Here is a 23,568-nt window from a genome sequence, read left to right on the forward strand (position 1 = left end):
TGGATGTGGGATTTTGATTTTTCAATCTCTGAAATTCATGATTTTATTTGCGTGCAAATGTCACCGCAGGCTGGAGAGAGTTCGTCTACCCTCCCCGCAATCGCCGACCGGCCCGCGGGGGGCCACCGCCTTTCAGTCCCAGCTCAGCGCACCGCCGTTCTGGTATTCGATCACGCGGGTCTCGAAGAAGTTCTTCTCCTTCTTCAGGTCCATGGCCTCGCTCATCCACGGGAACGGGTTTTCCGTCTCCGCATAGACCGGCTGAAGGCCGAGCTGCGCGCAGCGCCGGTTGGCGATGACATGCATGTATTGCTCGCAGAGCGCCGCATTGAGCCCGAGGAAGCCGCGCGGAATGGTATCGCGCCCATAGGCGGCCTCCAGCTCCGCCGCCTCGGCGATCATCCCCCGCACCTCCTCCTGGAACGCCGCGCTCCACAGATGCGGGTTTTCCAGCTTGATCTGGTTGATGACGTCGATGCCGAAGTTCAGATGGATCGATTCATCCCGCAGGATGTACTGGTACTGCTCGGCGATCCCGACCATCTTGTTGCGCCGTCCCAGCGACAGGATCTGCGCGAAGCCGGTGTAGAACCACATGCCTTCGAAGATGACATAGAACGCCACCAGATCGCGCAGGAACGCCTGATCGGCCTCCGGCGTTCCCGTCCTGAACTCCGGGTCGTCCAGATTCTGCGTGTGTTTCAGCGCCCAGGCCGCCTTGTCGGTGATCGAGGGCACCTCGCGGTACATGTTGAACAACTCACCCTCATCGAGCGCCAGGCTCTCCACAATGTACTGGAAGGTATGGGTGTGGATGGCCTCCTCGAAGGCCTGACGCAGCAGATACTGGCGGCACTCGGGATTGGTGAGATGCCGGTAGATCGCCAGAACGATGTTGTTGGCGACCAGACTTTCCGAGGCGGCGAAGAAGCCGAGATTGCGCTTCAGCATCCGCCGTTCGTCGTCGGTCAGGCCATCGCGCGACTTCCACAGCGCGATATCCGCCTGCATCGACACTTCCGTCGGCATCCAGTGATTGTTGCAACCGGAGAGGTATTTCTCCCAGGCCCAGCGGTACTTGAGCGGCAGGAGCTGGTTGACGTCGGCGCGGGCATTGATCATGCGCTTGTCATCCACCGACACGCGCGCGCCGCCGCGTTCGATTTCGCCAAGACCAGTGGCATCGGCGGGGGCAGCGTCATCGGCGGACGCCCGCCTGGGGGTGGGGACGGATGAGAGATCGGACCAATCGAGCATCGGGATTTCCTTGAAAACGGTCTGGGGATCCGGCGCACGCTCCCGCGCGCCGGCGTCTTTGGCGTCGTCGCTCTGCGCGTCTTACTGACACGCCTCGCAGTCCGGATCGTCAATGGCGCAGGCCCCGCCCCAGGCGCTCCCCGGCTCGGCCGCGCCCGTTGCCGAAGAGACCGCATTCAGCTTGCCATCCGTGCCCTTCAGCGTTGACTTCTCAACATGGGTGGCGGAGCGCGAACGCAGGTAGTAGGTGGTCTTCAGGCCCTTCTTCCAGGCCAGCCGGTAGAGCGCATCGAGCTTCCGCCCGCTCGGATTGGCGATATAGAGATTGAGCGACTGGGCCTGGTCGATCCACTTCTGACGGCGCGATGCCGCTTCAATCAGCCAGTCGGAATCGATTTCGAAGGCCGTGGCATAGAGCGCCTTGAGATCCTCCGGCACCCGGTCGATCTGCCCAAGCGACCCGTCGAAATACTTCAGGTCCGACATCATCACCTCGTCCCAGAGCCCCCGCGCCTTCAGGTCATGGACGAGCCGGGCATTCACCACCGTGAAATCGCCCGACATGTTCGATTTGACGAAAAGGTTCTGGTAGCTGGGCTCGATCGACTGCGACACGCCGCAGATGTTTGAGATCGTCGCCGTCGGGGCAATCGCCATCACGTTGGAATTGCGCATGCCGGTGGTCCTCACCCGCTGGCGCAAGGCCTCCCAATCCAGCGTTTCCGACCGGTCCATCTCCACCCCGGGACGGGCCTCCTGCAAGAGGTCGATGCTGTCGATGGGCAGCACGCCTTTGGACCACAGCGAACCGTCGAAGCTGGCGTAGCGGCCGCGCTCCGCGCTCAGATCCACCGAGGCGGAAATCGCATGGTAGCTGATCGCCTCCATGCTCCGGTCGGCGAACTCCGCCGCCTCCTCCGAGGCATAGGCGATGCGCAGCTTCTGCAAGGCGTCCTGAAACCCCATCAGGCCAAGCCCGACGGGCCGGTGCCGAAGGTTGGACCGGCGCGCTTCGGGGATGGTGTAGAAGTTGATGTCAACGACATTGTCGAGCATGCGCATGGCGGTGCCGACGGTTCGCGCGAGCCGCTCGCTGTCAAGCCGGCCCTCGGCAATGTGATTGGCGAGATTGACCGAGCCGAGATTGCAGACGGCCACCTCGTCCTTCGCCGTGTTGAGGGTGATTTCCGTGCACAGGTTGGACGAATGCACCACGCCCACATGCCCTTGCGGCGAGCGGATGTTGCACGGGTCCTTGAAGGTAATCCAGGGATGCCCGGTCTCGAACAGCATGGTCAGCATCCGCCGCCACAGATCGACCGCGCGCACCGTCTTGAAGACGCGCACATCGCCCGCCGCCGCCCGGGCTTCATGGGCCTCATAGGCCGTCTTGAACGCCGCGCCGTAAAGGTCGTGCAGATCCGGCGTCTCGTCGGGCGAGAACAGCGTCCACGCACCATCCGCCTCGACCCGTTCCATGAACAGATCCGGCACCCAGTTGGCGGTGTTCATGTCATGGGTGCGGCGGCGGTCGTCACCGGTGTTCTTGCGCAGATCGAGGAACTCCTCGATGTCGATATGCCAGGTCTCCAGATAGGCGCAGACCGCCCCTTTTCGCTTGCCCCCCTGATTGACGGCAATCGCCGTGTCATTGGCCACTTTCAGGAAGGGAACCACCCCCTGGCTTTCGCCGTTGGTGCCCTTGATATGCGCGCCCAGCCCGCGCACCGGCGTCCAGTCGTTGCCCAGACCGCCGGAGTACTTGGCCAGCAGGGCATTGTCCTTCACCGCCTTGAAAATGCCTTCCAGATCATCGGAAACCGTGGTCAGGAAGCAGGAGGAGAGCTGCGGCCGCAGCGTGCCGGAGTTGAACAGGGTCGGCGTCGAGGCCATGAAGTCGAAGGAGGACAAAAGGTCGTAGAATTCGATGGCGCGGGCCTCGCGGTCGATCTCGCGCACGGCAAGCCCCATGGCGACCCGCATGAAGAACGCCTGCGGCAGCTCGAAACGCTTCCCGCCCACATGCAGGAAATAGCGGTCGTAGAGCGTCTGCAGCCCCAGATACTGGAAGTTCAGATCCCGCTCGGGCCTCAAGGCGGCGCCGAGCCTGTCCAGATCGAAGCGGCCAAGCTCCAGGTCGATCAGCTCCGCATTGATGCCCGCCTCGATGAACTGGCGAAAGTAGCCGGGGTAGCGTCCTGCCATCTCCGCCTGGGTGGCCTCTTCCGCCCGGCCGGTGACGAAGCTCAGCGCCTCGCGGCGCAGCCGGTCGAGCAACAGCCGCGCGGACACGAAGGCATAGTTGGGCTCCTGCTCCACAAGCGTGCGCGCCGCCAAAATCGGCGCCAGCGACAGCTCATCCTGGAGAATTCCGTCATAGAGATTGCGGCGGGTCTCGGTCAGGATCGGGTCCGGCGACACCGCCTCCAGCCCGGCGCAGGCTTCCGCGACAACCGCGACGAGCCGTGCCTCATCGAGCGGCACCTGCCGGCCATCCTCAAGGGTCATCCGCAGCACCGAGGTTGCCTTGTCCTCCGGGACGCCCTCCGCCGCCGCGCGCTCGCGGGCCCGCTCTTCCCGATAGAGCACGTAGGCGCGGGCGACGCGGTGATGCTCGCCGCGCATCATCGCCAGTTCCACCTGGTCCTGAATGTCCTCGATATGGAAGGTGCGGCCGCTGTCGACACGCCGGGTCAATGCGGACACGACGTTGCCGGTCAGTTCCTCGACACAATCGTGAACCCGGCGCGACCCGGCCGCGGAAGCGCCCTCCACCGCCAGAAAGGCCTTGGTGAGCGCGACCGCGATCTTGCGCGGATCGAACGGCGTCACCGCGCCGTTGCGGCGGATGACGCGATACTCCGGCTCAGGCGTTGTGGAGCTGTGCGTGTCGGTCAGATAAGGGGCCTTGGTGGCCCCGGTGGTCTGTAAATCTGCGGTCGCCGGCATGATGATCCCCGTGGCGGTCTGACGGCAGGACGGCACGGAGGCAGGCGGCACCACGGGGAAGGACCGGTGGCAACACGCGCACCACCGGGACACCCCGCCCGTGGACGTTCATTTCATCGCGGCAGGTCTCCTGGCTCGCAGGTCATAGCGGCTGTCTGGCCTTCCCGGCGCCCGCTCGGCGCCAGTGACACAATGCGACAGCAGCTCACTGCTAACAGTTGCGGGGGCAGCGCCGGACTTGCGTTTCGCGCACCGGCTTCCCTCTTAGCTTCCGATCGGTGAGGAATCGAAAGAACCACGACCACCGCATTTCGTAGCCACACCCGCACCCATGTCAACATATTGTTGCCATAGCCTGGGGATGGCCGCACCGCATCGCAGCGGAACGCTCCCGCGAATCCGGCGATTTCATGCGCCCACGCCGTCATTTCCGACGCGCGACGATGAAGGGGCGGCCGTCCTTGCCACGGCTGGCGTGAGCCTCCACCGCCAGGATCTCGAACCCCGCATCGGCGATGTGCTGGCTGAGCTCCTCCGCCCCCAGCGACCGCACATAAGGCGCCATGCCGACAGCGCGCATCACAGGCAGCACCAGCCAGCGGATCAACGGGGTCATGTCCCTGAGGCACGGGGTCTTGGAGATGAACAGCCCCTCTTCCGCGAGCATGCCGTGAATGCTGCGCAAGGTGCCGGGCAGATCGCGCAAGAGGTGGAGATAGTTGAAGCAAAGAACGGCATTCACCCGGCTCGCCTGCCCTGCCAGTTCCTCGGCCGTCGCCACCTGGAAGGAAAGCCCGTCAACCGGGGCGGCAGCCTGTTTGTCCCGCGCCAGCGCGATCATCTCGGCGGAGAAATCCGTCGCCAGATAGTCGTCCACCGCCCCGGCGAGCACCAGCGCCGTGGAGCCGGTGCCGCAGCCCAGTTCAACAACCCGATCCTCCGGCCGCAGCAAGGCGCGGCAACGCTCCAGCGTGTGGGCATACCCGGCCTCATCGGAGATTGCCCGGGCCGCATATTTCCCGGCCATCCGATCCCAAAACCCCGCGTCGCGTCCCGTGCTCATGATCTCGCCTCCTTCACGCCTCGCGGCCGGGAAATATCATATGCAGACTTCAGGTAAATTGCCGAAATTCCCATGATTGATATACGTAAACGCATGAGAAGCCTCGACTGGAACCACCTTCGCGCCTTTCACGCCACCGCGACAACCGGCTCGCTGTCGGGCGCGGCCCGTCAGCTTGGCCTGACGCAACCCACCTTGTCGCGTCAGGTCCAGTCTCTGGAAGAGCAACTGGGCGTCGCGCTGTTCGAACGGCCGGGACGCAAGCTGGTGCTGACGCCGACGGGGCACGAGATGCTCAAACATATCGGCACCATGGCGGATGCGGCGCAGGCCGCGGCCCTGACCGCCAGCGGCGAGATGCAGGAGCTGCGCGGCCGGGTACGCATTTCCGCAAGCGACAGCGTGGCGGCCTATCTTCTGCCCGGGATCGCCCTGCACCTGCGGGATAAGGCGCCCCGGCTCACCATCGAGATCCTCGCCGCGAACGAACTCAGCGACCTGCACCGGATGGAAGCGGATATCGCGATCCGGCACCAGAGCCCGGACCGCCCCGGCCTGACGGGACAGCACCTGCGCGACACGGAGGCCGGCTTCTATGCCTCCGAAGACTGGATCGCCCGCAACGGAATGCCGGCAACGCTCGCCGAGCTCGCCGGGGACGACCTGCTTGGCTTCGACGACACGGACCGCTTTTCCGCCTATCTGCGCGGGACCGGCATTCCCATGGAGGCGGACGATTTCCGGCTGATCTCCAGTTCCTCGGTCACCGTCTGGGAGATGGTCAAACGCGGGCTGGGCGTGGCGCCGATGCTGTGCGACATCGCTAAGCGCACACCCGGGGTGGTGCGGCTGCTGCCGGACCTGGCGACAACCCCGGTGCCGATCTGGCTGGTGACCCATGACGCCTTGCAGGCCAGCCCGCGCATCCGGCTGGTGCTGAAGGTTCTCGCCAAAGAACTGGGCGCCCGAACGGGCGAAGCTGACAGCAACAGCGCCAAACGCTGAGCACTCTGCCCCATTCACCCCGACAGACGCTCTACTGTGCGAAATAGGGTTTGAGCGCCATCAGGTTCGGATCGCCCGGATTGGCGGCAAGCCCCTTCTGTAGGGCGAATTGGGCAGCCGGCATATCCCTGACCGCAAGCAGGATCCGAACCTGCATGATCCAGGCATTGACCATCTGCGGATCGAGCCGGGTCACTTCCCGGAACGCGGCAACGGCGGCCTTCGGATTGCGCATCGCCAGCGCCGTGCCGCCAAGGACCAGATGGGTCTCCGGGAAATCGAGCTTGGCGGCATTGGCCGCCTGCCATTCCTTCGACGCGGAGCGCGCCGCCCGGTCGATCCTCGGCGGCAGGTGGGCGACCGGCAGACCGAGCATTTCCCGCGCGGCGGCGATCCGCACCGCCCTGACCGGATCTTCCAACGCCCCGGCGATCCGGCGCAATCGGTCAGGAGGCTGAGCCGCCCGCTGCACGGAGACGGCAGCGGCGCGAACCAGCGGGTCGGCATCGTGGATCAGCGGTGCCGCGCGCGCGGCCATCTGCGGTGTCGCCCGCTCCGCCAACAGGTCGAGCGCGGTGGCACGCACGATGCCCGGTAACCCGTCGTGCCCGGCAAGCTCAAGCAATTCCGCATCGAAACCGCTCGGGTTCCGCTGCGCGCCCGCCAGCACCTCCCCGTAATGCGGACCGCGATGGGCGCTTTCCGGAAAGCGCTTTTTCAACACCGCCGCCGCCCAGCTTGCCGGCTTGTCGGCATGGCAATCGCTACAGGCATTGGGCGTGCCGAGCGTCTCGGTCAGATCGGGTCGCGGCACGCGAAAGGAATGGTCCCGGCGTCCATCGATCCCCATGTAGATCCGCTCGATCATGTGACAGGAAACGCATTGGGCGCCGGCAGTGCCCGGCTTATGAAAATGATGGGAGGGATCGTCATAGCGCCGCGCCGTCAGCGACGGGAACTCAGCATTGCCGGTGGGCGAATGGCATTGGGTGCAGACCGCGTTGCCTTCGGCCCGCAAGTCCCCGCCATGTGGTTCATGGCAGTTCGAGCAGCGCACGCCCTTGTCGTACATTTTCGACTGAAGGAACGAGCCATAGACATAGACTTCGTCCAGGATCTGCCCATCCGGGTGGTAGAGCCCCGGGGTCAAGAGCGCCAGCCGATAGCTGTCGTGAAAGGGCGCGCCGGGCAGCGGATTGCCATCCGCGAACGGCTCCCGGCGTGAATGACACCCGGCGCATTGCTGAATCTCCACCTCCGGAAGGCCCTTGGCAAAGCGGACCGGCAAACCGGCGTCCCCCGTGCCGGGAAACAGGCTGCCCTGACCGCCCTTGCCGGCCCGCGCCCAGACGACATGCGCGGCGCCGGGGCCGTGGCAAGCTTCGCAGCCGACGCCGATTTCCGCCTGGCTGCTGGAATAGCGTCTGGTCCGAAGATCGTAAGCCTTCGAAAACCCGGTCGCGTGACACTCCGCGCAGCGGGCATTCCAGGTCTTGTACGGTCCGGACCAGTGAAGCCCGTCCTTGGGCGTCAGCTTTTGATCGGGATAAAGGTGATACCAGCGCTTCTTCTGCTGGTCCCAGACAACATCGAACGACTGCAACCGGCCCGGCTCGGTCTCAAGGAGATACTGTTGCAAGGGCGCGACGCCACCGACGCCCTCAACCTTGAAGGCTCTTCGCCCGCCCGCGAAATCCTCGGTTTCGATGACGAAATCACCGCCTTCTCTGAAGAACCGGGTGGTCCGCCCGTCCTTCTCGAACGCCACACCGCTGAAATCGCCGTCGACCGTGTCTTCGCTCGGCGCCATCCAGGCGCGGGCATGATGGGACGACCGCCACGCCTTGGCCTCGGCGTCGTGACAACCGGCGCAAACGGTGGAGCCGACATAGACAGGATGAGGAGTGGAGCCGGCGGCGGGGTCGCCGCCCTCCGCGCGGGCTGCGCTCGCGCCCGGCCCAAGCGCCAGGGACAACAGCGAAACAAGGAAACCGACCAATTTCTTCAAGGCGCAATTCCTTGTTTATCTTAAGAAATCCGCGAATTCCTCACCTGACAGTCCCTCACCCGGGCCCCGAAAAATAACGTGCCGCGCCTAGAAACTGAAGGCCACACCCAACAACGGCCCATGGGTGATGGTATCGTAGGAGAAGGCGGACCTGCCGCTCTTGCCATTGTCGTAGTTCACGCCAATGGCCTTGTACTGCAGATGCAGAGCCCAGCTTTCGTTGAAGTGATAGCCAACCCCGGCCTGTGCCCCCCAGGTGAACTCGGAAACAAGGCCGAAGCCGCCGATGTTGCCGCTGCCGTAAAGGGACCACGTGTCAGACAGAAAATACTGGCCGCGCACGCCGATGACCGGGTCCACCCATTGCTCGGTGATCGTGCGGGAGAAGCTATTGCCCGGCACGGACGCATTCACGCTGAGCTGATTGTACCACCAGCGCCCGCCCGCATAGGCCTCCGCCCAGTTTCGGTCCTCGGACCAGAACCGGTAGCCAAAGAAACCTTCCGTCACCAACTGCTTGACGCTGGCATCAACGGTTCCGCCGGCGGCGGGGAAGGTCCGGCCGCTGCCCAGATCCATATAGGCCACATCAAGCAAGGCCCCGAAGCGGTTGTCGTAAAGCACCTCAAGATGGCCCATGGCGCCGAACTGCAGGTTCTCGAAGATTGTTCCCGGCGAAACGTTCAGGTCAGTCGTCGGCAAGCGACCGATCCTCGACGTTCCCGAGATGGTCGGCGCCAGCAGATATGGCGCGATGACGAATGTCCAAGCACCCTCTTCCCGGGGAGCGGGTTGCTCCGGCGGAGGCGGCGCCGACGAAATATCGGCGGCAAGAACCGGACCGCAGCTCAGTCCAAGAATAAAAAGGGTGTTGGCTGACCTGCGCATGGCTATCCTGTGTGTTTCCTGAACCCGGCTCTCACAATCCTGATTAATATTCGACGATGCCCCGGAAATATCCAACATTTATTTCGGAGACGAGAGACCCCAACTCAACCGCAACCGATAGAAAACTGCCGCGCCTCGGCCTTCCAGCTTGGCCCAAATGGCGCGCGTTTTGCCGCTTTCCGGGAAATCTGTTGCGAAATCCTGTGAAATTTCCTCAAATGCCGCCAAATCATGCCGGAAATGGCGCGCTTCTGGGGAGGGGCAGAATGGGCTCGCAGTCCATGGCTGAAGCGACTGATACGCAAAACGATCCTGAGTTCGGCCCCAGGCTGGGGCAAGCCTCCATCCTTGTCGTCGATGACGAACCGGGCATGCGCAATTTCCTTGTCCGGATTCTCCAGCCCCACTGTGCCCGCATCGATGAGGCCGCCGATACGGTCGAAGCCTCCGAGCGGCTCGATGCCCAGCAATATGATGTGGTCATCATGGACAACATCATGCCCGGCAAGACCGGCGTGGAGTGGCTGGCGGAACAGCGCGGCATCGGCTTCTTCGCCGATGCCATTCTGATGACCGCCTATGCGGATCTGGAAACCGCCATTCAGGCCTTGCGGGCGGGCGCGGTCGACTTCATTCTGAAACCCTTCCGCTCCAACCAGCTGCTCAACGCCGTCGCCCGCTGTCTCGACCGGTCGACCCTGGCGCGGGAAAACCAGCTCCTGCGGCATCAGCTGCATGCCACCTCCGACCATCTGCTTTTGCGCGACAAACTGATCGGCCATTCGCCCCAGATCGGCGAGGTGCGCCAGACCATCGCCCGGGTCGCGCCGCTGCCCACCTCGATCCTGATCACCGGCGAATCCGGGACCGGCAAGGAAGTGGTCGCCCGCTCGGTCCATGACCTGTCGGATCGCCGCGACAAGCCCTTTGTGCCGATCAACTGCGCAGCGATCCCCGGCGACATGATCGAGGCGGAGCTGTTCGGCCATCTGAAGGGCGCCTTCACCGGCGCCGGCACGGATCGTGACGGGCTGTTCATGCACGCCCAGGGCGGCACGCTGTTTCTCGATGAGATTGGCGAATTGCCGCTGGCGCTGCAAAGCAAGCTCCTGCGGGCGCTCGAGGACCGGCGCATCCGCCCGGTCGGCTCGGAACGGGAGGTGCGGGTCGACCTGCGCTTCGTCTTCGCCACCAACGCCAATCTTGAAGACGAAATCGCTGCCGGACGGTTCCGGGCCGATCTCTTCTACCGGATCAATGTGATGCAGATCGAGATGCCGCCCTTGCGCGAGCGCGGCACCGACATTCAGGAACTGGCCGACCTGTTCATGCAGAAGCTGGCGCGGCAGCTCGGTATGCCGCCAGTGCCGATGGACGATGAGGTCATCGCCGGGCTTCTGGCCTATGACTGGCCGGGGAACGTGCGGGAGCTGCGCAATCTCGTCGAACGCTCGCTCATTCTCGGCCGCTTCCCGGAGGAGTTTCACCGCCGGGGAGCCTCGGCTCCGAAGCCGGACGACACGCTGGAGGCGGTCGAACGCCGCCATATCCTGACCGTGCTCGATCAGGCCGGCGGCAACCGCGCCGAGGCCGCCCGCCGGCTGGGCATCGCCCGAAAAACCATCGACCGAAAGCTCGCCGACTGGAATGCCTGAGACCACGCCCGCACAAGGGCCGCGCCGGCGGCGCCTGTCCGTCCGCGTGCGGCTGCTGGCGCTTGCCCTGCTGCCGACGCTGGTGGTGCTGCCGATCTTTCTCGGCGTCGCCATGGTGCGCTGGAACGCCAAGTTCGATGCACTGCTGAAGAGCAAGGTCAATGGCGACCTGACCATCGCTCATCAGTATGTCGCTCGGATCCTGGAAAACAGCGGCGAGAAGATCGACGCCCTTGGCTCCTCCGCCGCCTTCCGCGATGTGATCGACAGCCGCGACCCGGCGGCGCTCGCCGCCCTCTTGGAGAGGCAACGCCAGAAGTTGGGCCTCGATTTTCTCTATCTGGCCAGCGGCGCGGGAACGGTACTCGCGGCCTCGCCCGCCACCGCCCGCCCGCGCCTCTCCCCGGACTGGCCGGTGATCAGGAAGGCCCTGGCCGGCACACCGGCAACCGGCATCGACATCTTCGAGCACGCGGATCTGGCGGCGATCTCCCCCGACCTTGCCGAACGGGCGAAACTGGAGCTGGTGCCCACAGCCAATGCGCTGCCAAGCCCGCGAAAGGTGGAAGATCGCGGCATGATGGTGCATTCGGCCAGCCCGGTCTCCTTGCCCGGACAGCCCGCCTCCGCTCTGGTCGGCGGACTGTTGCTCAATCAGAATCTCGTCTTCATCGATACCATCAACGATCTCGTCTACCGGGAGGCCAGCCTGCCGGAGGGCAGTCAGGGCACCGCCACCTTGTTTCTGGACGATGTGCGCATCAGCACCAATGTCCGTCTGTTCGAAGGCCGCCGGGCGCTCGGCACGCGGGTGTCGGCAGTGGTGCGGGAACGGGTGCTTGATGAGGGGCGGACCTGGCTCGACAGCGCCTTTGTCGTCAACGACTGGTACATCTCCGCCTATGAGCCGATCACCGACAGCCGGGGCCGGAATGTCGGCATGCTCTATGTCGGCTTTCTCGAAGCCCCCTTCTACCAAGCGAAACTGGCCACCCTCCTGGCGCTCGGCCTTGGCTTTCTGGTCGTCACCGCCGGCAGCGTGCCGCTGTTCCTGCGATGGGCGCGCGGCGTCTTCAAGCCGCTGGAGCGGATGAACCAGACCATCGCCCGGGTCGAACGGGGAGATCTGGGCGCGCGCACGGGCACGGGCGCGGACAGCGCCAGCGACGAAATCGCCCGGGTAGCCCGCCAACTCGACGACCTTCTGGAACAGGTACAGGAGCGCGACCGGCAGCTCAGGCGCTGGAACGAGGAGCTCAACAGCCGGGTGGAGGCGCGCACCCGCGACCTGAAGATGGCCAACCGCCGGCTGGAGGACGCCACCAAGCAACTGATCCTGTCGGAAAAGCTCGCCGCCATCGGCGAGATCACCGCCGGCGTCGCCCATGAGATCAACAATCCGATTGCCGTCATACAGGGCAACATGGAGGTGCTGCGGATGCTGCTCGGCCGTCATGCGGAGCTGGCGAGCACGGAAATCCGGCTGATCGACGAGCAGGTCGACCGCATCAACCAGATCGTCATGAAGCTGCTGCAATTCGCCAAGCCGGACGAATACGCCGGCCAGGCCGACCGGCACGCGCCGGCGGACGTGATCTCGGACTGCCTGCCGCTGGTGCGCCATCTGCTACGCCAGGGGGATATCGAGGTCATCCGCGACAACAGCGCCACCCGGCAGGTTCTGATGAACCGGACCGAGCTGCAACAGGTGCTGGTCAACCTTTTGGTCAACGCCATTCATGCCATGCCGCAGGGGGGAACGCTGACCCTGCGCTCCCGCGATGCGGAAAGCGATGGCCGGCCGGGCGTTGCGGTCGAGGTCGCCGACACCGGCCCCGGCATTCCCGCAGCCGTCGCCGCGCGCATCTTCGATCCGTTCTACACCACCAAATCCCGCGAAGGCACTGGCCTCGGCCTGTCGATCACCCGCACGCTGGTGACCCGTCATGGCGGCACCATCGACTTCCAGACCGATCCGGACACCGGCACGCAGTTCAGGGTGTGGCTGCCGCAGGCAATGTAGCGCCCAGCGCGGGCGACAGCGCCCATCTAGACAAAATGTCCACCTCGCGGCGCCGGCACGTGGGGCGGTCTGGACGAAATGTCCATCTCCCGATTGGCTATAAGAATTACCCGATTGAAAATCCTGATGAATTCAATCTGGCGCCGAACTTGCTTCACTGACCCCGCTGCCCGGGGGAGGACGGGTTGCGGCAACGGCCCGCCAGCACGCGTGCGCGCAGGCAGGAGACATGCCCCGCGCCCTGCCCTCCCCCGCCGGCGGCACGGCATTCCGGCTCACCTTCGAGCCGAACCGGGAAAAAGACCGGACGGAATGCCAGCCAAACAGCGCATGGGAGGAAAGTAAGTGCATGTTTGACCGGCTGAAAAAGGAACACATCGTCGCCGACGACGATTTCAACCGCTGGAAAGTTCCGCCAGCATCCATCGCCATTCACCTTTGTATCGGCTCCGTCTACGCCTGGAGCATCTTCAACCCGCCGCTGACCAAGCAGTTCGGCGTGGTGGCCGCCTCTTCCGGTGACTGGAGCCTGTCCTCCGTCGTCTGGATCTTCTCCGTCGCCATTGTCTTCCTGGGCCTTGCGGCGGCCTTCGGCGGCAAGTGGCTGGAGGAAGTCGGCCCGCGCATGGTCGGCGTCGTCGCCGGGCTGTGCTGGGGCGGCGGCTTCCTCATTGGCGGGCTGGGCATCATGACCCACCAGCTCTGGCTGGTGTATCTGGGCTATGGCGTCATCGGCGGCTGCGGCCTCGGCCTTGGCTATGTCTCGCCGGTCTCGACGCTGATCCGCTGGTTCCCGGACCGGCGCGGCATGGCGACCGGCATGGCCATCATGGGCTTTGGCGGCGGCGCGATGATCGCAACGCCGATCAAGGAATACCTGCTCGGCCTGTTCTACAAGGCGCCGGAGTATCTCGGCCCCCAGGCGGCGGTGGAGATGGTGACGGAGGCCGGCAAGCGCATGGCCGAGGTCAACGGCCAGCTCGTCGAGGTGGTGATCGCCGGCGCCAAGCAGGTGGCCGCCGCTCCGGTTCCGCTGGAGGAAGGCGTCTATGTGGTCGGCACGGGCCACACCGGCGCGGCCGGCACCTTCTTCACCCTCGGGATTGCCTATTTCGTGGTGATGATGATCGCCTCCTTCTCCTATCGGGTGCCGCGCGAAGGCTGGCTGCCCAAGGGCTGGACGCCGCCGACCGCCGATGCGGCCTCGCGCAAGATGATCACCCACAACAACGTTCACATCGACCAGGCCCTGCGCACGCCGCAGTTCTACCTGTTGTGGATCGTCCTGTGCTTCAACGTGACCGCCGGCATCGGCGTGATCGGCGTCGCCAAGACCATGATGACGGAGATCTTCGGCACGACCCTGCCGCTGATCGTCAACTCCGCCTTCGCCGCGACCTATGTGTTCATGATCTCGGTGTTCAACATGGTCGGCCGGTTCTTCTGGGCCTCCGCCTCGGACTACATCGGGCGCAAGAACACCTATTACTGCTTCTTCATCATCGGTATCGCCCTCTACCTGTCGATCCCCTTCGCGGCGGCACAGGTGAGCGTCAATCCAGCGGTGACCTGGCTGGTGATGTTCTATGCGGCAACCATGGTGATCTTCACCATGTACGGCGGTGGCTTCGCCACCATCCCGGCCTATCTGGCGGATATCTTCGGCACAAAGTATGTCGGCGGCATCCATGGCCGGCTGTTGACCGCGTGGAGCACCGCGGGCGTGCTGGGCCCCTTGGCGATCACCCAGTTGCGCAACCTGTCGCTGAACAGCTCGATCAAGGATCTGGCCTCAAAGGTCGATCCGGCGGCCTTCACCGAGAAGTTCGGTGCCGGGCTCGATCAGCTCGATCAGCTCGTCGCGGCGAAGACGGTGACGATCGCCCAGTTGATGGAGATCGCTCCGGCGGGTACGGTCGATCCGACCTCAAGCCTTTACAACACCACCATGTATGCGATGGCCGGCTTGCTCGTCATCGCGCTGATCTGCAATGCGTTGGTTCGCCCGGTGCATGAAAAGCATCACATGGAGGCAGGTGAAGGCGCCGAGCCGGCACGCGCCTGACCCATCTGACCGGCGCCCGGGAACAGCCGTTTCCGGGCGCCTTTCTCGCTCCCTTCCCGGTTCACCGGCACCCGAAACGGACCATCAATGATCGACAAGCTGGAAATGTTCATCGCCCTGGCGCGGGAACAGCATTTCGGACGCGCGGCGGAGGAATGCGGCGTGACCCAGCCGACCCTGTCGGCGGCGATCAAGCAGCTTGAAGAGCAACTGGGCGCGCTCCTGGTGCTGCGCGGCTCCCGCTTTCAGGGGCTGACGCCCGAGGGCCAGCGGGTGCTGGAATGGGCACGGCGGCTGGTCGCCGATGCCCGGACCATGCAGCAGGAGATCAGGAGCGGCCGCCACGCCCTGTCCGGCCACCTGCGCCTTGCGGTCATTCCGACGGCGCTCGCCTATCTGCCGGAGCTGACCATGCCCTTCAGCAAGGAACACGCGGGTGTGACCTTCTCGATCCTGTCGCGGTCCTCGGTGGAAATCCTGTCGCTGCTGGAGAACCTGGAGGTGGACGCCGGCATCACCTACCTCGACAACGAGCCGGTGCGGCGCGTCCTGCAGGTGCCGCTCTATCGGGAGCGCTACTGCCTCGTCACCGCCGCCGGCGCCCCCCTTTCGGATCGCAGCCACGTCACCTGGTGCGATGTCAGCACGGTTCCGCTGTGCCTTCTGACCCCCGACATGCAGAACCGCCGGATCGTCGACAGCATTCTCGCCGGCGTCGGCATGACCGCCGACCCGACGCTGGAAACCGATTCCGTCGTCTCGCTGTTCGCCCATGTGCGCACCGGCTGCTGGGCGAGCATCGTGCCCGAAAGCCTCGCGGCGGCCTTTTCCTCAGACGCGCTGAAGGTCATCCCGATCACCGAGCCGGATGCCGGCCCCCTCGTCGGGCTGGTCACCACCCACCGCGAGCCGCATGCACCGTTGATCACCGCCCTGTTGCGGCTGACCCGGCGGATCGCCGGCGCCGACCCCAGGCCGCAATAGGCCGGCCGGACCGTCGATAGAAATGTGCTATCGCACAACGGAACTGCGATATTGATCTTGCCGATGGGTACCATGCATTTTCTCCCGATATGCGCGAGTGAGGGAGAAAACGCATGGATTTGCAGGATTCTGCGCAGGATATAACGGAGCGCACGGCGGAAATCGTCTCCAGGAATGCGCAGCTTGAAGGGCCGCTGCTGCCCATCCTCCATGACGTTCATCATGCGTTTGGCTGCGTGCCGGACGCCGCGATCCAGCCGATTGCCGATGGGCTGAACCTCAGCCGCGCCGAGGTTCACGGCGTCGTCAGCTTCTATCACGACTTCCGCAAGTCTCCGGCCGGCCGGCATACCCTCAAGCTCTGCCGCGCCGAGGCCTGTCAGTCCGTGGGCGGCGACCGCCTCGCCGAGGATGTGATGCAAGCGCTTGGCATCAATTGGCACGAAACCACGCCCGATGGCCGGATCACCCTGGAGCCGGTCTATTGCCTCGGTCTGTGTTCCTGCGCGCCCGCCGCCATGATGGATGACACGCTTCACGGCCGGCTCGATGCCGCCTCCGTCAAGGACATCGTCGCGGAGGCAAGCCGATGACCCCGACCATCTTTGTTCCCTGCGACGCCGCCGCCCTTGCCGTGGGCGCCGACAAGGTCGCCGCCGCCATCACCGCCGAGCTTTCCGCGCGCGGACTGAATGCCACCATCGTCCGCAACGGCTCGCGCGGGCTTCATTGGCTGGAACCGCTCATTGAGGTGCGCACGGACCATGGCCGGATCGCCTATGGGCCGGTCCGCCCCGCCGATGTCCCCGGTCTTTTCGATGCCGGGTTCCTTTCCGGCGGCGACCATCCGCTGCGCCACGGGCGAACGAAGGACATGCCCTTTCTCAAGGGCCAGACCCGCCTGACCTTCGCCCGCTGCGGCGTCACCGATCCGCTGTCGCTGGAGGACTATCGCCACTACCAGGGCCTGAAGGGGCTGGAGAAGGCGGTGACCATGCCCCCGGCCGACATCGTGCGCGAGGTCACCGACAGCGGGCTGCGCGGACGCGGCGGCGCCGGATTCCCCACCGGCATCAAGTGGAACACCGTGCTGGGCGCGCCCGGCGCGCAGAAATACATCGTCTGCAATGCGGATGAAGGCGACAGCGGCACCTTCGCCGACCGGATGATCATGGAGGGCGACCCCTTTGTCCTGATCGAGGGCATGGCGATTGCCGGCATCGCCACCGGCGCGACCAAGGGCTACATCTACACCCGCTCCGAATACCCGCATGCGGTCGCCATCATGCGCAGGGCGATCGAGATCGCCCGCCGCGCCGGGATCCTCGGGCCTTCCGTGCTCGGCTCGGCCCATGCCTTCGACATGGAGGTGCGGGTCGGCGCCGGCGCCTATGTCTGCGGCGAGGAAACCTCGCTGCTCAACAGCCTGGAAGGAAAGCGCGGCGTGGTGCGCGCCAAGCCGCCGCTGCCGGCGCTCGAAGGCCTGTTCGGCTGCCCGACCGTGGTCAACAACGTGATGTCGCTCGCCTCCGTGCCGGTGATCCTCGACCGGGGCGCGGCCTTCTACCGCGACTTTGGCGTCGGCCGGTCCCATGGCACCATCCCGATCCAGCTTGCCGGCAACATCAAGCATGGCGGGCTCTACGAGACCGCCTTCGGCCTGACCCTTGGCGAATTGATCCATGACATCGGTGGCGGCACCGCCAGCGGCCGTCCGGTCAAGGCGGTGCAGGTCGGCGGACCGCTCGGCGCCTATTTCCCGCCGGCACTGTTCGACACCGTGTTCGACTACGAGGCCTTCGCCGCACGCGGCGGGCTGATCGGCCATGCGGGCATCGTCGTCTTCGACGACACCGCCGACATGCTGAAGCAGGCCCGCTTCGCCATGGAGTTCTGCGCCGTCGAAAGCTGCGGCAAGTGCACCCCCTGCCGCATCGGCGCGGTGCGCGGCACCGAGGTACTGGACAAGATCGCGAAGGGCGAGAGCCCGGAGGCGAATATCGCGCTGCTGGAAGACCTCTGCAACACCATGAAGCTCGGCTCACTCTGCGCGCTCGGCGGCTTCGCGCCCTATCCGGTGGAAAGCGCCCTTACCCATTTCCCGGACGATTTCGACAAGAATCCCTTTCTCCAGGCGGCGGAGTAACAGCCATGTCCCTGATCAAGGAAACCGACTACGGCACGCCGACCTCCCGGTCGCAGGAGACCGTGACCCTGACCGTCGATGGCTTTGACGTCACCGTCCCGGCGGGCACCTCCGTCATGCGCGCCTCGATGGAAGCGGGCATCCAGATCCCCAAGCTGTGCGCCACCGACATGGTCGACGCCTTCGGCTCCTGCCGCCTGTGCCTGGTGGAGATCGAAGGCCGGCGCGGCACGCCCGCCTCCTGCACCACGCCGGTGGAAGACGGCATGGTGGTGCGCACCCAGACCGGCCGCCTGAAGGACCTGCGCCGGGGCGTGATGGAGCTTTACATCTCCGACCACCCGCTGGACTGCCTGACCTGCGCGGCCAATGGCGACTGCGAATTGCAGGACATGGCCGGGGCGGTCGGCCTGCGCGATGTCCGCTACGGCTACGAGGGCGCCGGCCACGTCACCGCCCGGCAGAATGGCGAGGACAATCCCCGCTACATGCCCAAGGACGAGACCAACCCCTACTTCACGTACGATCCGTCCAAGTGCATCGTCTGCTCGCGCTGCGTGCGGGCCTGCGAGGAGGTGCAAGGGACCTTCGCGCTGACCATCGAAGGGCGCGGTTTCGAGTCCCGCGTCTCCCCGGGCATGTCGGAAAGCTTCCTCGCCTCCGAATGCGTGTCCTGCGGCGCCTGCGTCCAGGCCTGCCCGACGGCGACCTTGCAGGAAAAGTCGGTGATCGAGATCGGTCAGCCGGAGCATTCGGTGGTCACCACTTGCGCCTATTGCGGCGTCGGTTGCTCCTTCAAGGCGGAAATGCGCGGCGATGAGCTGGTGCGCATGGTGCCCTACAAGGACGGAAAGGCGAATGCCGGCCATTCCTGCGTCAAGGGCCGCTTTGCCTATGGCTACGCCAGCCACCGGGACCGGATCCTCAATCCGATGATCCGCGACAGCATCGACCAGCCCTGGCGCGAAGTGTCCTGGGACGAGGCGCTGGGGTTCGCCGCATCACGTCTGCGCGGCATTCAGGAGGCCCATGGCAAGGAGGCCATCGGCGTCATCACCTCCTCCCGCTGCACCAACGAGGAAACCTTCCTGGTGCAGAAGCTGGCCCGCGCGGTGTTCGGCAACAACAACACCGACACCTGCGCCCGCGTCTGCCATTCGCCGACCGGCTACGGCCTGGGCCAGACCTTTGGCACCTCCGCCGGAACCCAGGATTTCGAGAGCGTCGAACGGGCGGATGTGGTGGTGGTGATCGGCGCCAATCCGACCGACGGCCATCCGGTGTTCGGCTCGCGGCTGAAGAAGCGCCTGCGCCAGGGCGCCCGGCTGATCGTCATCGACCCGCGCCGCATCGACCTCGTCAAGTCGCCGCATATTGCCGCCGCCCATCATCTCGCCCTGCGCCCGGGCACCAATGTGGCGGTGGTGACGGCGCTCGCCCATGTGATCGTCACCGAGGGGCTGCACGACGAGACCTTCATCCGCGAGCGCTGCGACTGGGAGGAATTCCAGGACTACGCCGAATTCGTCGCCGACCCGGCGCACAGCCCGGAAGCGGTCGAGGCGCTGACCGGCGTTCCGGCGGCGGAGATGCGCGCCGCCGCCCGGCTTTACGCCCAGGGCGGCAACGGCGCCATCTATTACGGGCTCGGTGTCACCGAACACAGCCAGGGCTCGACCACGGTGATCGGCATCGCCAACCTCGCCATGCTGACCGGCAACATCGGCCGGCCCGGTGTCGGCGTGAACCCGCTGCGCGGCCAGAACAACGTGCAAGGGTCCTGCGACATGGGCTCCTTCCCGCACGAGCTGCCCGGCTACCGCCATGTGAAGAACGCCGATGTGCGGGCGATCTACGAGGCCACCTGGGGTGTCGAGATCTCGCCCGAGCCGGGCCTGCGCATCCCCAACATGCTGGACGCGGCCGTCGATGGAACCTTCCGGGGTCTCTATGTCCAGGGCGAGGATATCCTTCAGTCCGACCCGGACACCAAGCACGTCTCCGCCGGGCTGGCGGCGATGGACTGCGTCATCGTCCATGATCTCTTCCTGAACGAGACCGCCAACTACGCCCATGTCTTCCTGCCGGGCTCGACCTTCCTGGAAAAGGACGGCACCTTCACCAATGCCGAACGGCGGATCAACCGGGTGCGCAAGGTGATGGCGCCGCGCAATGGCTATGCGGACTGGGAGGTCACCCAGTTGCTGGCCAATGCCATGGGCGCGAACTGGAATTACACCCACCCGCGCGAGATCATGGCCGAAATCGCGGCGACGACGCCGAGCTTCGCCAATGTCACCTACAAGCTGCTGGAGGAGATGGGCTCGGTGCAGTGGCCCTGCAACGACGCCAATCCCGAAGGCGCGCCGGTGATGCATGTGGACGGCTTCGTGCGCGGTCGCGGCCGCTTCATCCGCACCGACTACGTGGCGACCGACGAGCGGGCCGGCCCGCGCTTCCCCCTGCTCCTGACCACCGGCCGGATCCTCAGCCAGTACAATGTCGGTGCGCAGACCCGACGCACCGACAACGTGGTCTGGCACAGCGAGGATGTGCTGGAGATCAATCCTCATGACGCGGAGTTGCGCGGCGTCAAGGACGGCGACTGGGTGAAGCTCGCCAGCCGTTCCGGCGAAACCTCACTCCGGGCGCGGATCACCGACCGGGTGTCGCCGGGCGTCGTCTACACCACCTTCCACCACCCGGGAACACAGGCCAATGTCATCACCACCGACTATTCCGACTGGGCGACCAACTGCCCGGAATACAAGGTCACGGCGGTGCAGGTGTCGCGCTCGAATGGCCCGACGGACTGGCAGGAAGAGTATGAGCGCCTGTCGGCCCGCTCCCGGCGGATCGAGGCGGCGGAGTAGCCATGAAGCCGCATCGCGAGCTTTCGGCGATCTCCCATGCCGGAGGACGGTTCACCGCCTCGGCGCGGGCGCTGGCCAATGAGGTCGCCGTGGCCATCAGCTACAACGGCACCTCCCAGGCGGTGCTGATGGCGACCCCCTCTGATCTTGCCGATCTTGCCATCGGCTTCTCCCTGACCGAGGGCATCATTGCCGCGGCCGACGAGATCGAGCGCATCGAGACGGTCGATTGCGGACGCGGTCTCGACCTGCAGCTCTGGTTGGCGGGGAACGCCGCCAGCCGGCTGGCGGCCCGCCGCCGGTCAATGGCTGGTCCGGTTGGCTGCGGGCTGTGCGGCATCGAAAGCCTTGAGGAGGCCATGCGGGCAACACCGCAGGTGACGGCCGAGACGCGTTTTTCCGCCGCCGATGTCGCCAGCGCGGTGGAGGCCATTACCGAGGCCCAGGCGCTGCACCGGCGCACCCGGTCGGTGCATGCGGCCGGCTGCTTCAGCCCGCGCAGCGGCCTGGTCGCGCTGCGTGAGGATGTCGGCCGCCACAATGCGCTCGACAAGCTGATCGGCGCCCTCACCGCCACCGGGCAGCAGGCGGCCTTTGCCGGCGGGGCGCTGGTGCTGACCAGCCGCCTGTCGGTGGAGCTGATCCAGAAGGCAGCCATCGCCGGCTGCGGTGTCCTGATCGCCATGTCGGCGCCAACGGCCCTTGCCGTGGAAACAGCGGATCACGCACGGATCACCCTGGTCGCATCCGTGCGCGAGGCCGGTTTCGAGATTTACACGCATCCGGAACGGATTATCGGAGGAGCCCTTCCCCATGTCGCCTGACAAGCTCGCCTATATGGCGAACCAGATCGCCACCTTCTTCCGGCATGCGCCCCGCGAGGAAGCCGTCTCCAGCATTGCCGAGCACATCAGCAATTTCTGGGAACCGCGCATGCGCCGCCAGTTCTTTGAACTTCTGGCGCGGGAGAAGGAGCGCTTCGACCCGCTGGTGCAGGACGCCGGGCAGCACGTCCGCCCGGTCGCCGAGGCCTGACGGCGAGCAGCCGAGCGCCCCCCACGGAACGCCGATCCACAGTGCCAAAAAACCGGAAAGCCCCGGCAATTTCCCGGGGCTTTCTCAAAGCTCGCCACATCCTGCCTCAGCCGCAAAGCCGCATGAAGGTGGCGTAGGTGTAGACGAACACGGGATCGAGATAGGTGAGGAAGCCGTAGATCGACACCGCCAGCAGTGCCGCAACCAGCAGCGCCTTCACGGCAAAGGAGGATACTGAGCGGTCCTTGCTCATGCCGGCACCGCCTCGGCAGCCTTCGGCCTTGCCACTTCCCGATCATTGATGGGCATGTGCAGCACAGCCGCCAGAACGCCAATCCCGATCGAGAACCACCAGATGTAGCTGTAGGAGCCGGTGGTATCGAAGACATAGCCTGCCATCCAGATGCCGAAGAAGGCCCCGAGCTGATGGCCGAAGAAGACGAAGCCGAAGAGGGTCGTGAGATATCGGGTGCCGAAGATCTGCCCGACCAGCCCGCTGGTCAGCGGCACGGTTCCCAGCCACAGGAAGCCCATCACCGCCGCGAACAGATAGGTGCTGATCGGCGTCAGCGGCAGCGTGATGAAAGCAATCATCGCAACCACGCGGCAGACATAGAGGAAGGTCAGCGTGTATTTGCGCCGGAAGATCGAGCCGCCGACATAGCCGAACACGAAGGTTCCGGCGACATTGGTCAGCGAAATCAGGGCAATCGCGGTGCCGCCAACGGAAAGCGGCAAGCCCTGATCGACAAGATACGGCGGGATATGCCCGGCCAGGAACGCAAGCTGGAAGCCGCAGGCCATGAAGCCAAGGTTGAGGAACCAGAAGCCGCTGTGCCGAAACGCTTCGGAGATCGCCGCCCACATGGAAAGCTCGCCATGGCCGGCAACTTCATCCGAGCCTTTCGCCCGCAAAAACCAGGCCAGCGGGCATAGCGCGGCGAAAAGGACCGCGAGAACGAGGAACGTCCCATCCCAGTTCTGCGAATTCAACAGCTGATGAACGAAGGGCACGATGAGGAACTGGACCAGGCCGCCGATCGCGCCCACCGCGCCGATCGCCCAGGCACGATCTCCGGGGGGGACGATCTTGCTCACCGCACCGTAGATGACACCGAAGGCCGTGCCGGCAAGGCCGATCCCGACGAGAACGCCGGCATTGAAGCTGAAGATCAGGAAGTCGGGCGCATAGGCCATCGCAAGGAGACCGGCCGCATAGATCAGCACGCCGAAGACGATCACCTTCGCCGGGCCGAACCGGTCCGCGGCCATGCCCGTCACCGGCTGCGTCAAGCCCCAGACCAGATTCTGCAGCGCAAAGGCAAAGCCGACATCCTCGATCGACCAATCCATGCTCATGGTCACGGGCAGCATGAACAGCCCCTGCGACTGACGGATGCCGAGCGACAACCCCATGATACTGCCGCCGGCGAGGACGAGCAGGCCCCAGCGGCCCAAGACTCCATTCATAAGGTTCATCGGCATTCCCTCCATAGATCAATCGATAAACAAAACAAAAACGTCACGCGGGACGGCGCCCTGCCCGGCTGTCCCTCCCGCTGGAAAGCACTCCACGGGTCGCCATCGTCTCAAAAGGGCGATGGCACCACCTTCCCG

At 65.1% G+C, this 23,568-nt stretch carries 17 protein-coding genes and 1 riboswitch; of the genes, 10 read left to right on the top strand and 7 right to left on the bottom strand.

All coding sequences use genetic code 11. The features are described 5' to 3' along the window. Nucleotides 1–132: 132 nt before the first annotated feature. The 3 genes from IEV83_RS03615 to IEV83_RS03625 all read right to left on the bottom strand — a co-directional run bounded on the left by IEV83_RS03615 (nt 133) and on the right by IEV83_RS03625 (nt 5,269). Nucleotides 133–1,257 carry a ribonucleotide-diphosphate reductase subunit beta gene (locus IEV83_RS03615; protein ID WP_181761590.1) on the bottom strand — a complete coding sequence of 375 codons (1,125 nt, stop codon included), beginning with the start codon at nt 1,255–1,257 and terminating at the stop codon, nt 133–135. A gap of 81 nt (nt 1,258–1,338) precedes the next feature. Next, the gene (locus tag IEV83_RS03620; RefSeq protein WP_181761591.1) at nt 1,339–4,206 is read right to left on the bottom strand and encodes a ribonucleoside-diphosphate reductase subunit alpha; all 2,868 of its coding nucleotides are present in this window, start codon (nt 4,204–4,206) and stop codon (nt 1,339–1,341) included. A 103-nt stretch (nt 4,207–4,309) separates the two neighbouring features. Next, nucleotides 4,310–4,521, bottom strand: a riboswitch (cobalamin riboswitch). A gap of 109 nt (nt 4,522–4,630) precedes the next feature. Beyond that, on the bottom strand, nt 4,631–5,269 hold the full coding sequence (locus IEV83_RS03625; RefSeq protein ID WP_181761592.1) for a class I SAM-dependent methyltransferase: 639 nt from the start codon (nt 5,267–5,269) through the stop codon (nt 4,631–4,633). Nucleotides 5,270–5,341: 72 nt separating this feature from the next. Between IEV83_RS03625 and IEV83_RS03630 the strand changes: the two genes are divergently transcribed. Beyond that, on the top strand, nt 5,342–6,274 hold the full coding sequence (locus IEV83_RS03630) for a LysR family transcriptional regulator (RefSeq protein ID WP_244628045.1): 933 nt from the start codon (nt 5,342–5,344) through the stop codon (nt 6,272–6,274). Nucleotides 6,275–6,305: 31 nt separating this feature from the next. Here the strand turns inward: IEV83_RS03630 and IEV83_RS03635 are convergent, their stop codons facing one another. Then, nucleotides 6,306–8,282, bottom strand: coding sequence for a multiheme c-type cytochrome (locus IEV83_RS03635; protein WP_209002948.1), 1,977 nt, complete (start codon nt 8,280–8,282; stop codon nt 6,306–6,308). Between the two features lie 87 nt (nt 8,283–8,369). Further along, complete coding sequence (locus IEV83_RS03640) at nt 8,370–8,984, bottom strand: hypothetical protein (RefSeq protein ID WP_181761593.1); 615 nt, start codon at nt 8,982–8,984, stop codon at nt 8,370–8,372. A gap of 467 nt (nt 8,985–9,451) precedes the next feature. On the opposite strand from IEV83_RS03640, the gene IEV83_RS03645 reads away from it, so the two are divergent. The 9 genes from IEV83_RS03645 (at nt 9,452) to IEV83_RS03685 (ending at nt 21,951) form a co-directional block, all read left to right on the top strand. Further along, nucleotides 9,452–10,825, top strand: coding sequence for a sigma-54-dependent transcriptional regulator (locus IEV83_RS03645; protein ID WP_244628046.1), 1,374 nt, complete (start codon nt 9,452–9,454; stop codon nt 10,823–10,825). Next, on the top strand, nt 10,818–12,848 hold the full coding sequence (locus IEV83_RS03650; protein ID WP_181761595.1) for a sensor histidine kinase: 2,031 nt from the start codon (nt 10,818–10,820) through the stop codon (nt 12,846–12,848). Before IEV83_RS03645 ends, IEV83_RS03650 begins: the two co-directional genes overlap by 8 nt. A 349-nt stretch (nt 12,849–13,197) precedes the next feature. Further along, the gene (locus IEV83_RS03655) at nt 13,198–14,913 is read left to right on the top strand and encodes an OFA family MFS transporter (RefSeq protein WP_181761596.1); all 1,716 of its coding nucleotides are present in this window, start codon (nt 13,198–13,200) and stop codon (nt 14,911–14,913) included. Between the two features lie 87 nt (nt 14,914–15,000). Continuing rightward, nucleotides 15,001–15,897, top strand: a complete 897-nt coding sequence (locus IEV83_RS03660) for a LysR family transcriptional regulator (protein ID WP_181761597.1) — start codon at nt 15,001–15,003, stop codon at nt 15,895–15,897. A gap of 113 nt (nt 15,898–16,010) precedes the next feature. Then, a complete protein-coding gene (locus IEV83_RS03665) occupies nt 16,011–16,490 on the top strand; it encodes a formate dehydrogenase subunit gamma (RefSeq protein WP_181761598.1) in 480 nt (159 codons plus the stop codon). Further along, entirely contained in the window at nt 16,487–18,043 is a 1,557-nt protein-coding gene (locus IEV83_RS03670) for a formate dehydrogenase beta subunit (protein ID WP_181761599.1), read from the top strand. The genes IEV83_RS03665 and IEV83_RS03670 overlap by 4 nt, the downstream gene beginning before the upstream one ends. A 5-nt stretch (nt 18,044–18,048) precedes the next feature. Continuing rightward, entirely contained in the window at nt 18,049–20,916 is a 2,868-nt protein-coding gene (gene fdhF, locus IEV83_RS03675; protein WP_181761600.1) for a formate dehydrogenase subunit alpha, read from the top strand. A 2-nt stretch (nt 20,917–20,918) separates the two neighbouring features. Continuing rightward, nucleotides 20,919–21,740 (top strand): formate dehydrogenase accessory sulfurtransferase FdhD, encoded by an 822-nt coding sequence (fdhD, locus tag IEV83_RS03680; protein WP_181761601.1) that lies wholly within the window; start codon nt 20,919–20,921, stop codon nt 21,738–21,740. After that, nucleotides 21,730–21,951, top strand: a complete 222-nt coding sequence (locus IEV83_RS03685; RefSeq protein ID WP_181761602.1) for a formate dehydrogenase subunit delta — start codon at nt 21,730–21,732, stop codon at nt 21,949–21,951. Before fdhD ends, IEV83_RS03685 begins: the two co-directional genes overlap by 11 nt. 106 nt (nt 21,952–22,057) lie before the next feature. Here IEV83_RS03685 and IEV83_RS03690 read toward each other — a convergent pair whose 3' ends face one another. Then, nucleotides 22,058–22,204, bottom strand: a complete 147-nt coding sequence (locus IEV83_RS03690; RefSeq protein WP_181761603.1) for a hypothetical protein — start codon at nt 22,202–22,204, stop codon at nt 22,058–22,060. Next, on the bottom strand, nt 22,201–23,430 hold the full coding sequence (locus tag IEV83_RS03695; protein ID WP_244628047.1) for an MFS transporter: 1,230 nt from the start codon (nt 23,428–23,430) through the stop codon (nt 22,201–22,203). The genes IEV83_RS03690 and IEV83_RS03695 overlap by 4 nt, the downstream gene beginning before the upstream one ends. Nucleotides 23,431–23,568 lie beyond the last annotated feature (138 nt).

The organism is Stappia taiwanensis, from assembly GCF_014635285.1.
GTDB classification, from domain to species: Bacteria; Pseudomonadota; Alphaproteobacteria; order Rhizobiales; family Stappiaceae; genus Stappia; species Stappia taiwanensis.

Coding starts and splice junctions, on each gene's coding strand:
- IEV83_RS03630 (WP_244628045.1), top strand. CDS start 5,342: ATGATTGATATACGTAAACGCATGAGAAGCCTCGACTGGAACCACCTT.
- IEV83_RS03660 (WP_181761597.1), top strand. CDS start 15,001: ATGATCGACAAGCTGGAAATGTTCATCGCCCTGGCGCGGGAACAGCAT.
- IEV83_RS03625 (WP_181761592.1), bottom strand. CDS start 5,269: ATGAGCACGGGACGCGACGCGGGGTTTTGGGATCGGATGGCCGGGAAA.
- IEV83_RS03655 (WP_181761596.1), top strand. CDS start 13,198: ATGTTTGACCGGCTGAAAAAGGAACACATCGTCGCCGACGACGATTTC.
- IEV83_RS03615 (WP_181761590.1), bottom strand. CDS start 1,257: ATGCTCGATTGGTCCGATCTCTCATCCGTCCCCACCCCCAGGCGGGCG.
- fdhD (WP_181761601.1), top strand. CDS start 20,919: ATGAAGCCGCATCGCGAGCTTTCGGCGATCTCCCATGCCGGAGGACGG.
- IEV83_RS03670 (WP_181761599.1), top strand. CDS start 16,487: ATGACCCCGACCATCTTTGTTCCCTGCGACGCCGCCGCCCTTGCCGTG.
- fdhF (WP_181761600.1), top strand. CDS start 18,049: ATGTCCCTGATCAAGGAAACCGACTACGGCACGCCGACCTCCCGGTCG.
- IEV83_RS03685 (WP_181761602.1), top strand. CDS start 21,730: ATGTCGCCTGACAAGCTCGCCTATATGGCGAACCAGATCGCCACCTTC.
- IEV83_RS03650 (WP_181761595.1), top strand. CDS start 10,818: ATGCCTGAGACCACGCCCGCACAAGGGCCGCGCCGGCGGCGCCTGTCC.
- IEV83_RS03695 (WP_244628047.1), bottom strand. CDS start 23,430: ATGAACCTTATGAATGGAGTCTTGGGCCGCTGGGGCCTGCTCGTCCTC.
- IEV83_RS03620 (WP_181761591.1), bottom strand. CDS start 4,206: ATGCCGGCGACCGCAGATTTACAGACCACCGGGGCCACCAAGGCCCCT.
- IEV83_RS03665 (WP_181761598.1), top strand. CDS start 16,011: ATGGATTTGCAGGATTCTGCGCAGGATATAACGGAGCGCACGGCGGAA.
- IEV83_RS03690 (WP_181761603.1), bottom strand. CDS start 22,204: ATGAGCAAGGACCGCTCAGTATCCTCCTTTGCCGTGAAGGCGCTGCTG.
- IEV83_RS03645 (WP_244628046.1), top strand. CDS start 9,452: ATGGCTGAAGCGACTGATACGCAAAACGATCCTGAGTTCGGCCCCAGG.